The organism is Erwinia billingiae Eb661 (genome assembly GCF_000196615.1).
In the GTDB taxonomy this organism is placed as follows: Bacteria; Pseudomonadota; Gammaproteobacteria; order Enterobacterales; family Enterobacteriaceae; genus Erwinia; species Erwinia billingiae.
The window spans coordinates 4,426,770-4,439,423 of sequence record NC_014306.1 but is presented as its reverse complement, the minus strand read 5'-3'; the positions used below and the strand labels follow the sequence as shown (position 1 = coordinate 4,439,423).

General features: G+C 56.4%; 13 protein-coding genes. 4 read left to right on the top strand and 9 right to left on the bottom strand.

Features of this window, described 5'->3' with window-relative positions; translation table 11 throughout:
* Positions 1–36: 36 nt before the first annotated feature.
* From ridA to argF, 5 genes are all read right to left on the bottom strand, one after another.
* Complete coding sequence (gene ridA, locus EBC_RS21580; RefSeq protein WP_013203991.1) at positions 37–423, bottom strand: 2-iminobutanoate/2-iminopropanoate deaminase; 387 nt, start codon at positions 421–423, stop codon at positions 37–39.
* A gap of 103 nt (positions 424–526) precedes the next feature.
* Positions 527–991 carry an aspartate carbamoyltransferase regulatory subunit gene (pyrI, locus tag EBC_RS21575; RefSeq protein ID WP_013203990.1) on the bottom strand — a complete coding sequence of 155 codons (465 nt, stop codon included), beginning with the start codon at positions 989–991 and terminating at the stop codon, positions 527–529.
* 11 nt (positions 992–1,002) lie between these two features.
* Positions 1,003–1,938: an aspartate carbamoyltransferase gene (pyrB, locus tag EBC_RS21570; RefSeq protein ID WP_013203989.1), complete on the bottom strand. Its 936-nt coding sequence runs from the start codon at positions 1,936–1,938 to the stop codon at positions 1,003–1,005.
* Between the two features lie 12 nt (positions 1,939–1,950).
* Complete coding sequence (locus EBC_RS25880; RefSeq protein ID WP_013203988.1) at positions 1,951–2,103, bottom strand: hypothetical protein; 153 nt, start codon at positions 2,101–2,103, stop codon at positions 1,951–1,953.
* A 91-nt stretch (positions 2,104–2,194) separates the two neighbouring features.
* On the bottom strand, positions 2,195–3,205 hold the full coding sequence (gene argF / locus EBC_RS21565; protein WP_013203987.1) for an ornithine carbamoyltransferase: 1,011 nt from the start codon (positions 3,203–3,205) through the stop codon (positions 2,195–2,197).
* A gap of 159 nt (positions 3,206–3,364) precedes the next feature.
* Between argF and rraB the strand changes: the two genes are divergently transcribed.
* Both rraB and miaE read left to right on the top strand, forming a co-directional pair.
* A complete protein-coding gene (rraB, locus tag EBC_RS21560; RefSeq protein ID WP_013203986.1) occupies positions 3,365–3,784 on the top strand; it encodes a ribonuclease E inhibitor RraB in 420 nt (139 codons plus the stop codon).
* A 127-nt stretch (positions 3,785–3,911) separates the two neighbouring features.
* The gene (gene miaE / locus EBC_RS21555; RefSeq protein WP_013203985.1) at positions 3,912–4,676 is read left to right on the top strand and encodes a tRNA isopentenyl-2-thiomethyl-A-37 hydroxylase MiaE; all 765 of its coding nucleotides are present in this window, start codon (positions 3,912–3,914) and stop codon (positions 4,674–4,676) included.
* A 61-nt stretch (positions 4,677–4,737) separates the two neighbouring features.
* On the opposite strand, the gene EBC_RS21550 is transcribed toward miaE, so the two are convergent.
* From EBC_RS21550 to pepA, 4 genes are all read right to left on the bottom strand, one after another.
* The gene (locus EBC_RS21550) at positions 4,738–5,241 is read right to left on the bottom strand and encodes a GNAT family N-acetyltransferase (protein ID WP_013203984.1); all 504 of its coding nucleotides are present in this window, start codon (positions 5,239–5,241) and stop codon (positions 4,738–4,740) included.
* Between the two features lie 84 nt (positions 5,242–5,325).
* Positions 5,326–8,181, bottom strand: coding sequence for a valine--tRNA ligase (locus EBC_RS21545; RefSeq protein ID WP_013203983.1), 2,856 nt, complete (start codon positions 8,179–8,181; stop codon positions 5,326–5,328).
* Positions 8,182–8,186: 5 nt separating this feature from the next.
* Positions 8,187–8,645 (bottom strand): DNA polymerase III subunit chi, encoded by a 459-nt coding sequence (locus EBC_RS21540; RefSeq protein WP_013203982.1) that lies wholly within the window; start codon positions 8,643–8,645, stop codon positions 8,187–8,189.
* A gap of 5 nt (positions 8,646–8,650) precedes the next feature.
* Positions 8,651–10,162: a leucyl aminopeptidase gene (gene pepA / locus EBC_RS21535; protein ID WP_013203981.1), complete on the bottom strand. Its 1,512-nt coding sequence runs from the start codon at positions 10,160–10,162 to the stop codon at positions 8,651–8,653.
* Positions 10,163–10,452: 290 nt separating this feature from the next.
* Between pepA and lptF the strand changes: the two genes are divergently transcribed.
* Both lptF and lptG read left to right on the top strand, forming a co-directional pair.
* Complete coding sequence (gene lptF, locus EBC_RS21530) at positions 10,453–11,553, top strand: LPS export ABC transporter permease LptF (RefSeq protein WP_013203980.1); 1,101 nt, start codon at positions 10,453–10,455, stop codon at positions 11,551–11,553.
* Positions 11,553–12,629 (top strand): LPS export ABC transporter permease LptG, encoded by a 1,077-nt coding sequence (gene lptG, locus EBC_RS21525; protein WP_013203979.1) that lies wholly within the window; start codon positions 11,553–11,555, stop codon positions 12,627–12,629. Before lptF ends, lptG begins: the two co-directional genes overlap by 1 nt.
* The last annotated feature ends 25 nt before the right edge of the window (positions 12,630–12,654 follow it).

Below are 12,654 nucleotides of genomic sequence, written 5' to 3'. Positions count from 1 at the left end.
AAAACCCTCTCCCGCGGCGGGGAGAGGGTGAACCGGTTAGCGACGAACGGCGATCGCTTCGATTTCGATTTTCACATCTTTTGGCAGACGGGCCACTTCCACGCAAGAACGCGCCGGGAAGCTGGCCTGATGCTCGGTGAAAAACGCTTCATACGCGGCATTCACCGTCGCGAAGTCATTCAGATCCTTAACGAACACCGTGGTTTTAACGATGTCACCGACTTTCAGACCGGCGGCTTCGACGATCGCCTTCACGTTTTCCAGCGACTGGCGTGCCTGAGCGGTCACGTCGTCGGCCACGGTGCCGGTTTTAGGATCGACCGGGATCTGGCCAGAAGTGATGATCATGCTACCCAGATCGACGCCCTGCACGTAAGGACCGATAGCGGCGGGTGCGTTTTCAGTGCTGATTTCGCGAGACATACTTTCTCCCTGATAATGAGATGCTGCGTTAGCGGAGCAACGGCGGTCGCTCCGGCCGGGTTTGGCGTTCACCCGCGGCCCATTATAGGCCGCTGGATGCTGATTACCAGTTTGCCAGCACCACGTGGTGGGCGAACGACTTCTCGCAATATTTGCAGGTTAAGCGCACGTCATCCTGACGTTTTTTCACCGCGAAGCTGGAGGTGACCGGCTCGCTGCGGCTGATGCAGTTGCTGTTCGGGCAGGTCAGCACGTGCTCGATACGATCCGGCAGCGCCGGCGCAATTTTGCCGACCACTTCATAATTATCGATGCGGTTAACCGTAGCGTGCGGGGCATAGACCGCCAGCTGGTTGATCTGATCGTCGGTCAGGAAGGTGTTCTCAATCTTGATCAAATCTTTGCGGCCCATCTCGCCAGACGGCAGGTTCAGACCGATGGTAATGCGCTGATCGGTTTCGGTCAGGCGGAACAGCGACAGCAGCTTAAAGCCAATCTGTGCCGGAATGTGGTCGATTACCGTGCCGCGTTTAATCGCTTCGACCTGCAGTTTATTATCGTGCGTCATCTCAATTCCCCTTACAGAGCCAGTTCGCTACTCAGCACCAGCGCCAGAAGCGCCTGGCGTGCATAGATGCCATTTCCCGCCTGCTGGAAGTACCAGGCATACGGCGTTTTGTCGACATCGGTGGTGATCTCGTCGATGCGCGGCAGCGGGTGCAGCACTTTCATATTGTCGCGGGCACCGGCGAGGTCAGCCGCACGCAGCACAAACTGCGCTTTGACGTTAGCGTATTCGGACGGGTCCAGACGCTCTTTCTGCACGCGGGTCATATACAGAATGTCGACCTGCGGCACCACTTCTTCAATGCTGTCGTGGCGGCTCCAGACAATGCCTTTTTCGTCCAGCACATCGGTGATGTAAGCCGGCATCGCCAGCGCATCCGGGGCGATAAAGTAGAAACGGTTGCCGTCGAACTTCGCCAGCGCCTGTGCCAGTGAGTGCACGGTACGGCCATATTTCAGGTCGCCGACCATTGCCACCTTAAGGTTGTTCAGACGGCCCTGGGTTTCCTGAATGGTGAACAGGTCCAGCAGGGTCTGCGTCGGGTGCTGATTCGCGCCGTCACCGGCATTGAGGATCGGCACCCCGTTGGAGAATTCCGTTGCCAGGCGCGCGGCACCTTCCTGCGGATGGCGCATCACAATCGCATCGACGTAGGTGCCAATCACCGAAATGGTGTCGGCGAGGGTTTCGCCTTTCTTGCCCAGTGAGGTGTTGCTGCCATCGGCGAAGCCGACTACCGACGCGCCCAGGCGGTGCATGGCGGTCTCGAAGGAGAGGCGCGTGCGGGTGGAGGCTTCAAAGAAGCAGCTCGCCACCACGATATGCTTCAGCAGTTCCGGCTGCGGCGTGGCCTTCAGGCTGGCGGCGGTGTGCAGCACCAGCTCCAGCTCTTCACGATTGAGGTCGTTAATTGAAATGATATGCTTGTGAAACAACGGGTTTGCCATTATCTCTCTCCTTTACGCGTGCCGGTTAGCTGAAAAACGGGCAAAAAAAAGCCCCTCAATGAGGGGCTTCTTTTTATGATCGATGGTGCCATGGAAGGAAAAACGGCGCTGCCAGCCTGGGTTCAGGCTTGTCAGTCCAGCAATGTTAACGCGACTCAGTTTCATGCTTCCTCCCGGCAAACGGGGGGCATTATACGCAATCGGCTCGCTGCGGCAAGCAAAAACCGCAGCGCCGAAACCGTTTGCCCCTGGCAACTTAATGCAGTTTTGCCAACGTCGCGACCATCACCGCTTTAATGGTGTGCAGACGGTTTTCCGCCTGATCAAACACCACGCTGTGCGCGGATTCAAACACGTCGTTGGTCACTTCCATGCCGCCCTGCAGATTGTATTGCTCGGTCATCTGCTGGCCCAGCGTGGTCTGGTCGTCGTGGAAAGCCGGCAGGCAGTGCAGGAACTTCACTTTTGGGTTGCCGGTCAGCGCCAGCATCTCATTGTTGACCTGGTATTTGCGCAGCAGCGCGATACGTTCCTGCCACACTTCTTTCGGTTCGCCCATCGACACCCAGACATCAGTGTAGATGAAATCTGCGCCGTTCACGCCTTCCGCAATATCTTCGGTCAGGGTGATTTTGCCGCCGGTTTTCTCTGCCGCCTTACGGCACTCGGCGACCAGCGCCTCATCCGGCCAGCAGCCTTTGGGTGCCACCAGACGCAAATCCAGCCCGACCAGCGCGGCGGCTTCCATCAGGGTATTGCCCATATTGTTATGCGCGTCGCCGATGTAGGCGAGGGCCATCTGGCTGAAGGCTTTCTCCGGCAGGTGCTCTTCCATGGTCAGCAGGTCTGCCAGCAGCTGGGTCGGGTGGAACTCGTTGGTCAGGCCGTTCCACACCGGCACGCCGGCATGCTCCGCCAGCGACTCAACCAGCGCCTGGCCGTGACCGCGATACTGAATACCGTCATACATCCGGCCCAGCACGCGCGCCGTGTCTTTCATCGATTCTTTATGGCCGATCTGGCTGCCACTCGGGCCGAGGTAGGTGACGTTTGCGCCCTGATCGTAAGCGGCAACTTCGAAAGAGCATCGTGTACGGGTCGAGTCTTTTTCGAAGATGAGCGCAATATTTTTGCCTTTCAGGTGCTGAATTTCCTCGCCATTTTTCTTATCGGTTTTCAGCGTGGACGCCAGCGCCAGTAATCCGGTCAGTTCAGCGGGGGTAAAATCCAGCAGCCTGAGAAAATGGCGTTTATATAAATGACTCATAAAGCACTCCAGGTGACAATTATTGAATTAAAATTCAATTTAACCGTATGAATATGCATTTTCAACCCCGGCGTGCAGAAACTTTTGTTTAAAGGTAGTGGCGGGAACGGCACTGTGGGAAAATACTCATTATAGATGCCACACACAGAGGAACGGATCATGGCAAATGAAGCCTTGCTGGAAGAGCAGCGTGAAGAAACGCGGCTGATTATTGAAGAGCTGTTAGACGATGGCAGCGACCCGGACGCGCTTTACACCATCGAACACCACCTCTCTTGCGACAGTTTTGACGCGCTGGAAAAAGCGGCGGTTGAAGCCTTTAAGCTGGGTTACGAAGTGACCGAGCCAGAAGAGCTGGAACTGGAAGATGGCAGCAAAGTGATGTGCTGCGATATTCTGAGCGAAGGCGCGCTGAATGCCGAACTGATTGATACGCAGGTTGAACAGCTGGTCGATCTGGCGGCGAAGTTCAACGTTGATTACGATGGCTGGGGCACCTACTTCGAAGATCCTGATGCGCAGGACGAAGATGAAGAAGGCGACGAAGCCGATGAAGAAGATGACGGCATCCGTCACTGATTCAGCTTAAGCGTTACCAGGCCCGGACATTGCTCCGGGCCTGTTTATTTCTGACCGGGCAGAATTGCGCTGCCATCGACTTTTATGAAGGGAACGCCGGTTCACCTTCACCACTTTTCGGACCCGCATGAACACTGAACACCTCCTTGCTCCCATTCACGCTTTTTTGCATTGCCGCACGCCGCAGGCATGGATTGAGCAGGCCCGTAAGCCGGAGAACCTGCCGCTGCTGCTCACCGACCATCTGGTGTGCGAACTGAAAGCGGCACAGACCGCCATGTGGCTGATCCGCCGATATGTCGCGGACAAAGAGAGCGGCGATGCGCTGCTGGCCTGGCTGAAGCCGTGGGAGCAGTTTGTGCATTGTGAGAACGCTGACCTGGCGTTTCTCGAGCAGCATAAAACCTTATCGAAGACGGTGATCAGCCGCGTCGACGCGAAATATGGCGATGTGCTGGTGGATAAAATGGTGCTGCTGATCAAAGAGGAGCTGCACCATTTTTACCAGGTGCTGGAGATTATGCAGGCGCGCAATATTCCCTATGTGAAAATCACCGCCAGCCGCTATGCCAAAGGCCTGCTGCGGGAAATCACCAATCATGAACCGCAGACGCTGGTGGATAAGCTGATTTGTGGCGCCTATATCGAAGCGCGTTCCTGCGAACGGTTCGCCAGCCTGGCGCCGCATCTGGATGACGAGCTGGCGTCGTTTTACGTGTCGTTATTGCGCTCAGAAGCCCGGCACTATCAGGATTATCTGGCGCTGGCAGCCGAGATATCGAAAACCGATATCAGTGCGCGCGTGCAGATCATTGGCGAGACGGAAGCGAAGTTGATCCAGGAACCGGACAGCCAGCTGCGATTCCACAGTGGATTACCGGATTTCGGCTAGCCTAAGAGAAGGTTGAGTCAGAAAGGGATCAGGACGGAAGGGGAGTTCCGTCCGGTTCAAATCACAGCGTTTTTAGCATGGTGACTTCGCAGTCAACGTGGCCGGTGCAGCCCATCGGGCCTGGAATATGTTCAAAGCCCAGATGCTCATACAGACGCACGGCACGCGTCAGTGAAGCGGTGGTTTCAAGGTAGCAACGTTTGAAGCCGCGCTCGCGCGCAAAGTCCATCGCCTGCATCGCCAGCTCGCGTGCCAGCCCCAAACCGCGCACCGCAGGCATAAAGTACATCTTCTGCAGTTCGCAAACCCCTTCCTCGCTGCACTGCAGCGGCGCTACGCCACCGCCGCCAACAATCTTACCTTCCAGCTCAATTACCCAGTAGGCGCTGTCAGGCTCGCTGTAGAGCTCAAAAAGATGGTCGAGGTTCGGGTCCGCCACGGTGAAGCCTTTATCGGCCGTCAGGCCAAACTCGGCGGAGACATCGCGGATGACCTGCGCAATCTGCGGGTTATCGTCCAGCGTGATGGGACGCACGTGTAAATTGAGCTGCGTTGCAGTTGTCATAAGACTCACTCGTTTAACCATGCCAAAAAAGCCGGGCAAGCCCGGCTCTGATCGGTGGGCAACGGGCTGGACGCCCGTTGCACTTTACAGTGCGGCAATTACCGCCTGCTGTTCAATCAGTTTCGCTTTAGCCTGTTCAAAGTCGGCAATGCGCTCACGCTCTTTCGCCACAACAGCTTCAGGGGCGCGGGACACAAAACCTTCGTTCGACAGTTTGCTCTCAATCTTACCGATTTCCACATCCAGCTTGGTGACTTCCTTCGCCAGACGCTCCAGCTCAGCGGTCTTGTCGACCAGGTCAGCCATGGGGATCAGCAGCTCGGCACCGTCGATGATCTTGGTAACCGACACCGGCCCTTTGTCATCGGCGGCCAGACAGGTAATGCTGTCCAGACGTGCCAGCGTTTTCAGGAAGCTGTGGTTGTCGGTAACGCGCTGCACCACAGCCGGGCTTGCGCCACGCAGCAGTACATCGAGCTTTTTAGAAGGAGACAGGTTCATTTCCGCCCGAATATTACGGATGGCAACGATAGCCTGTTTCAGCCACTCGGTGTCGTTCAGTGCGGCTTCATCAACCTTCGCGGTATCGAAAGCGGGCATCGGCTGCAACATGATGGTGTCGTCGCTGATGTTTTTCAGCACTTTCACGCGCTGCCAGATGGTTTCAGTGATAAACGGAATGATTGGGTGCGCCAGGCGCAGCAAGGCTTCCAGCACGTTCACCAGCGTATTACGCGTACCGCGCAGCTGGACTTCCGTTCCGCCGGTCATTACCGGTTTCGCCAGCTCCAGGTACCAGTCACAGAACTGGTTCCAGGTGAATTCATACAGAATGTTGGCGGCGATATCGAAACGATAGTTATCCAGCGCGTCGCGGTAGGCTTTCACCGTCTGGTTGAATTCAGCGATGATCCAGCGATCGGCCAGAGACAGCTCCATTTCGCCACCGTTGAAGCCACAATCCTGGTCTTCGGTGTTCATCAGCACAAAGCGGCTGGCGTTCCACAGCTTGTTACAGAAGTTGCGGTAGCCTTCCAGGCGCTTCATATCCCAGTTGATGTCACGGCCGGTTGAGGCCAGTGCCGCCAGGGTGAAACGCAGGGCATCGGTACCGTGTGGCTCAATGCCGTTCGGGAACTGCTTCTCGGTGCGCTTGCGGATTTTCTCGGCCAGCTGCGGCTGCATCATGTTGCCGGTACGTTTCTCCAGCAGGTCTTCCAGCGAAATGCCGTCAACCATATCCAGCGGATCGATGACGTTGCCTTTCGACTTGGACATCTTCTGGCCTTCGTCGTCACGGATCAGGCCGGTCATATAGACCGTCTTAAACGGAACCTGCGGCTTGCCGTCTTCATCTTTGATGAAGTGCATGGTCAGCATGATCATGCGGGCGATCCAGAAGAAGATGATGTCGAAGCCGCTGACCAGCACGCTGGTCGGGTGGAAGGTACGCAGCGCCTCGGTGTTCTCAGGCCATCCAAGGGTAGAGAAGGTCCACAGGCCGGAAGAGAACCATGTATCCAGCACGTCTTCATCCTGGTTCAGCGCCACTTCGGCACCCAGGCTGTTTTCGCTACGCACTTCTTCTTCGGTGCGACCGACGTAGACGTTGCCTTCCGCATCATACCAGGCCGGGATGCGGTGACCCCACCACAGCTGACGGGAAATACACCAGTCCTGAATATCGCGCATCCACGAGAAGTACATGTTTTCGTACTGTTTAGGCACGAACTGGATATCGCCTTGCTCAACCGCTTCAACCGCGACTTTCGCCAGCGGTGCAGTACGCACGTACCACTGATCGGTCAGCATCGGTTCGATAACCACGCCGCCACGATCGCCGTAAGGCACGGTCAAATCGTGAGGCTTCACCTCTTCCAGCAGGCCCAACGCGTCGACCGCAGCAACGATCGCTTTACGCGCCGCGAAACGTTCCAGGTTCTGGAATTCTGCCGGGATAGCCGCGCTGTAAACGTCAGATTCTTCGCCGTTGCAGTCATACACCTGCGCCAGCTCACGGATATCGCCATCAAAGGTCAGGATGTTGATCATCGGCAACTGGTGACGACGGCCAACTTCATAGTCATTGAAGTCGTGCGCCGGGGTGATTTTCACGCAGCCGGTGCCTTTTTCCATGTCCGCGTGCTCATCGCCAACGATGGGGATGCGACGATTTACAAACGGCAGCACGATAAATTTGCCGATCAGATCTTTGTAGCGCGGATCTTCCGGGTTAACGGCAACGCCGGTGTCGCCCAGCACCGTCTCAGGACGGGTGGTGGCAACCACCAGGTAATCTTTGCCATCGGCGGTTTTCGCGCCGTCGGCCAGCGGATAGCGGATATGCCACATCGAGCCTTTCGACTCGCGGTTTTCCACTTCCAGGTCAGAAATTGCGGTGCGCAGTTTTGGATCCCAGTTGACCAGGCGCTTGCCACGGTAAATCAGGTTCTCTTTGTACAGGCGCACGAACACTTCTTTTACCGCGTCAGACAGGCCATCGTCCATGGTGAAGCGCTCACGCTCCCAGTCCACAGAGTTACCCAGGCGGCGCATCTGGCGGGTGATGGTGCCGCCTGATTCTGCTTTCCATTCCCAGATTTTTTCGATGAACGCATCGCGACCGTAGTCTTTGCGCGTTTTGCCTTCTTCAGCGGCGATTTTGCGCTCGACAACCATCTGCGTGGCGATACCGGCATGGTCCGTACCTGCCTGCCACAGGGTATTTTTACCCTGCATGCGCTGGTAGCGGATCATGGTATCCATGATGGTTTGCTGGAACGCGTGACCCATATGCAAGCTACCGGTGACGTTCGGCGGCGGGATCATGATGCAGAAGCTCTCCTGGCGGGTATCGCCATGAGGTTTAAAGTAGCCCTGCTGTTCCCAGTGCTCGTAAAGCGGCTGTTCGATATCTTGCGGGTTATATGTCTTTTCCATTTCTACTATGTCGTTGGCGGCACGGGCGGCGTTGCCGTATTCAAGTGGAATCCAACGCTGCGATACGCTTTATAGCGGTCGCGCGCCAGCTGTTTCAAAGATTCTTCATAAGGGACGAAGTCTACCACTTCATGGAAAGCGGTGGCAAAATCTGCAAAGTGCGGCAGCAGGCTGATCAGCAGGTCACGCGGAGAATTTCCCCGACGTTGCGGCCAGGCGAGTTCGACCGGTGCACCGTATTTTGGCCCTTCGCCCGCCAGATTGTGCGGCACAAAGGCGCTGGCTGGACGTTGCCATAAGGCTTCGTCCAGCCGGATGGCCTGCGCTTCATCCTCGCAGGCAACCAACACGCGTTTTCCCTCGCGCCAGCGCGCTTCTGCTATATCGCAGACCAGCGCCTCAAGGGCGCTGATCCCGTCAACCGGGGTGTCGGTTTCCAGCAGATAGAAGGTTGCGTTTTTCATCAGATTTAATCGTCGCCGTTCAGGCCTGCGCGGTTAAGCAGGAACTGAGAGAGCAGGGCAACCGGACGTCCGGTGGCGCCTTTGGCTTTACCGGAGCGCCATGCGGTCCCGGCGATGTCCAGGTGTGCCCAGTTGTATTTACGGGCAAAGCGCGCCAGGAAGCAGGCTGCGGTAATCGCGCCGCCAGGACGGCCACCAATGTTTGCCATATCGGCAAAGTTGGAGTCCAGTTGCTCCTGATATTCGTCGGCCATCGGCAGACGCCACGCGCGGTCACCTGCCTGTTCGGACGCGCCGATCAGCTCGTGCGCCAGCGGATTGTGGTTCGACAGCAGACCGCTGACGTGGTGGCCCAGCGCAATCACGCAGGCACCGGTCAGGGTAGCGATATCAATCACCACGTCCGGATCGAAACGTTCGACGTAGGTCAGCGCATCGCACAGCACCAGACGGCCTTCGGCATCGGTGTTCAGCACTTCAACGGTCTGACCGGACATGGTGGTCAGCACGTCGCCAGGACGGTAAGCCCGGCCACCCGGCATGTTTTCACAGCCGGCCAGCACGCCGACCACGTTCAGCGGCAGATTCAGCTCGGCCACCATCCGCATCACGCCGTACACCGACGCCGCGCCGCACATGTCGTACTTCATCTCATCCATGGCTTCGCCAGGTTTGAGCGAGATACCGCCGGAGTCAAAGGTCACGCCTTTACCGACTAGCACGATAGGCTTGCTGTCCGGATCCGGGTTGCCTTTGTACTCAATGACCGACATCAGCGATTCATTCTGCGAACCCTGGCCCACGGCCAGATAGGCGTTCATGCCCAGCTCTTTCATCTGCTGCTCGCCAATCACGCGCGTAGTGATGTTTTTGCTGTAGGCATCCGCCAGCTGACGCGCCTGGGAGGCCAGGTAAGCCGCGTTACAGATGTTCGGTGGCATATTGCCGAGGTCTTTTGCCGCTTTCACGCCAGCCGCGACGGCCAGACCGTGCTGAATGGCGCGTTCGCCGCTGGTCAGTTCACGGCGCGTCGGCACGTTGAACACCATTTTCCGCAGCGGGCGACGCGGTTCGGTTTTGTTGCTTTTCAGCTGATCGAAGCTGTAAAGCGTCTCTTTCGAGGTTTCAATCGCCTGACGCACTTTCCAGTAGGTATTGCGGCCCTTAACGTGCAGCTCGGTCAGGAAGCACACCGCTTCCATTGAGCCGGTATCGTTCAGGGTATTGATTGTTTTCTGAATAACCTGCTTGTACTGACGTTCATCGAGCTCGCGCTCTTTGCCGCAGCCAATCAGTAAAATGCGCTCAGAGAGAATATTCGGCACATGATGCAGCAACAAAGTCTGACCGACTTTGCCTTCCAGTTCGCCACGGCGGAGCAGAGCACTGATGTAGCCATCACTGATTTTATCCAGCTGTTCAGCAATCGGTGACAACCTGCGCGGTTCAAACACGCCAACCACGATACAGGCACTGCGTTGTTTTTCCGGGCTACCGCTTTTTACACTGAACTCCATGCACTCTCCTGAATCTTAAAGACAACGGCGCTTGCTGCGGCTAGAATGTAGCGCTTTCGTCAAGCTCGGTGCCAGGCATTACGCCGTTAAAGTAACGGACGTCAGATTTAGTTTTGGTGATGATTAGTCCCAATTATTTTGGGTTACATCATTTTTTTGCATCACCAGAACGCGATTGTTGTCATACTAGTTTAGCTATGACGGAGGCCATTGATGAGAAAAAATGGCGTATAAGCGATGAAACTAGCGATTTTCCTGCAAAAAGACAAGTTTTCACAGGCGTACTCAGCGTGATCATCATTAGATATCTGGTAAGGGAAACACTCAAAAGCCAGCTGGCTATCCTCTTCATCCTGCTACTGATCTTCTTTTGTCAGAAGTTAGTCAGGATTTTAGGCGCGGCGGTGGACGGTGAGATCCCAACAAATTTAGTCCTGACATTATTAGGCCTTGGCGTGCCAGAAATGGCGCAGCTTATCCTGCCACTGAGCCTGTTTTTAGCCATTTTGATGACGCTTGGCCGGTTATACACCGAAAGCGAAATCACGGTGATGCACGCCTGCGGCTTGAGTAAAGCCGTACTGGTGAAGGCAGCGATGGTGCTGATGCTGTTCACCGCCATTGTTGCGGCGGTCAACGTTGCCTGGCTCGGGCCCTGGTCTTCGCGCTATCAAAGCGAAGTGACACAAAATGCTAAAGCTAACCCTGGCGCTGCTGCGCTGGCGGCGGGCCAGTTCCAGCAGTCTGGAGATGGTCAGTCGGTGATGTTCATTGAGAACGTTAAGGGCAACAACTTTGGCAACGTGTTCCTGGCGCAGCTGCGGCCGAAAGGCAACGCGCGTCCGTCGGTGGTGCTGGCGGATAAAGGCCATATGACCCAGGGGCCGGACGGTTCTCAGATTGTGACCCTTGATAAGGGCACGCGCTTTGAGGGCACGGCGATGCTGCGCGACTTCCGCATTACGGATTTCGAGAACTATCAGGCGATCGTGGGGCACCAGGACGTGGTGCTGGATCCGAACGATGCCGAGCAGATGGATTTCAAAACCCTTGCACAGTCCGACAAGCCGGAGTTCAGAAGCGAGTTCCACTGGCGCCTGACGCTGGTGTTCTCGGTGCTGGTGATGGCGCTGATGGTGGTGCCGCTCAGCGTGGTCAACCCACGTCAGGGCCGCGTGCTGTCGATGCTGCCTGCCATGCTGCTGTACCTGATCTTCTTCCTGCTGCAGAGCTCCCTGCGCTCCAGCGGACAAAAGGCACGCCTCGATCCGGCCTTGTGGATGTGGGTGGTGAACCTGTCTTATCTGGGGCTGGCCGTGTTGCTTAACGTGTGGGATACGGTGCCGATGCGGCGTTTCCGTGCCCGCTTTAGCAAGGGAGGAGCCTACTGATGTTTGGCGTACTCGACAGATATATCGGTAAAACCATCTTCAACACCATCATGGCAACGCTGTTTATGCTGGTGTCGCTGTCCGGCATCATCAAGTTTGTCGACCAGCTGCGCAAAACGGGCCAGGGCGAATACACTGCGCTGGGTGCCGGTTTGTACACCGTGCTGAGCGTGCCGAAAGATATCGAAATCTTCTTCCCGATGGCGGCGCTGTTAGGCGCGTTGTTGGGACTGGGCACGCTGGCGCAGCGCAGTGAGCTGGTGGTGATGCAGGCGTCGGGCTTCACCCGTATGCAGATTGCCGCCTCGGTAATGAAAACCGCCATTCCGCTGGTGCTGTTGACCATGGCCATCGGCGAATTTGTTGCGCCGCAGGGCGAGCAGATGGCGCGTAACTACCGTGCTCAACAGCTGGTGGGCGGCTCGCTGCTGTCGACGCAAAATGGTCTGTGGGCGAAAGATGGCGATAACTTTATCTTTATCGAACAGATCAAAGATAACAGCGAACTCAGTGGTATCAGCATCTACAGCTTCAACAAAGAGCGTCGTCTGGAGACCGTGCGTTATGCGGCATCGGCCAAGTACAACGTGGATAAAAAACGCTGGGATCTGGCGGAAGTGGATCAGTCGAATCTGACCGATCCAAAACAGGTGACCGGTAGCCAGACGCTGAGCGGCGAATGGAAAACCACCTTAACGCCAGACAAGCTGGGCGTGGTGGCGCTGGATCCGGATGCGCTGTCGATCAGCGGCCTCTACAATTACGTGAAGTACCTGAAGCAGAGTGGCCAGGTGTCCAGCCGTTATCAGCTGAATATGTGGAGTAAAATCTTCCAGCCGTTGTCGGTGGCGGTGATGATGCTGATGGCGCTGTCGTTTATCTTTGGTCCGCTGCGCAGCGTATCGATGGGGATGCGCGTGGTCACCGGGATCAGCTTTGGCTTTATCTTCTACGTGCTTGACCAGATTTTCGGTCCGCTAAGCCTGGTTTACAACATTCCGCCGATTATGGGCGCCCTGTTGCCAAGCGGTGCGTTCTTCGCGATCAGCGTCTATATGTTGCTGAAGCGGCGATAACCGCAGCCCGGTTGTTAAAAGCTGA

Coding starts and splice junctions, on each gene's coding strand:
- EBC_RS21550 (WP_013203984.1), bottom strand. CDS start 5,241: ATGACAACTGCAACGCAGCTCAATTTACACGTGCGTCCCATCACGCTG.
- pyrB (WP_013203989.1), bottom strand. CDS start 1,938: ATGGCAAACCCGTTGTTTCACAAGCATATCATTTCAATTAACGACCTC.
- EBC_RS25880 (WP_013203988.1), bottom strand. CDS start 2,103: ATGAAACTGAGTCGCGTTAACATTGCTGGACTGACAAGCCTGAACCCA.
- argF (WP_013203987.1), bottom strand. CDS start 3,205: ATGAGTCATTTATATAAACGCCATTTTCTCAGGCTGCTGGATTTTACC.
- EBC_RS21540 (WP_013203982.1), bottom strand. CDS start 8,645: ATGAAAAACGCAACCTTCTATCTGCTGGAAACCGACACCCCGGTTGAC.
- pepA (WP_013203981.1), bottom strand. CDS start 10,162: ATGGAGTTCAGTGTAAAAAGCGGTAGCCCGGAAAAACAACGCAGTGCC.
- ridA (WP_013203991.1), bottom strand. CDS start 423: ATGTCTCGCGAAATCAGCACTGAAAACGCACCCGCCGCTATCGGTCCT.
- miaE (WP_013203985.1), top strand. CDS start 3,912: ATGAACACTGAACACCTCCTTGCTCCCATTCACGCTTTTTTGCATTGC.
- pyrI (WP_013203990.1), bottom strand. CDS start 991: ATGACGCACGATAATAAACTGCAGGTCGAAGCGATTAAACGCGGCACG.
- EBC_RS21545 (WP_013203983.1), bottom strand. CDS start 8,181: ATGGAAAAGACATATAACCCGCAAGATATCGAACAGCCGCTTTACGAG.
- rraB (WP_013203986.1), top strand. CDS start 3,365: ATGGCAAATGAAGCCTTGCTGGAAGAGCAGCGTGAAGAAACGCGGCTG.
- lptG (WP_013203979.1), top strand. CDS start 11,553: ATGTTTGGCGTACTCGACAGATATATCGGTAAAACCATCTTCAACACC.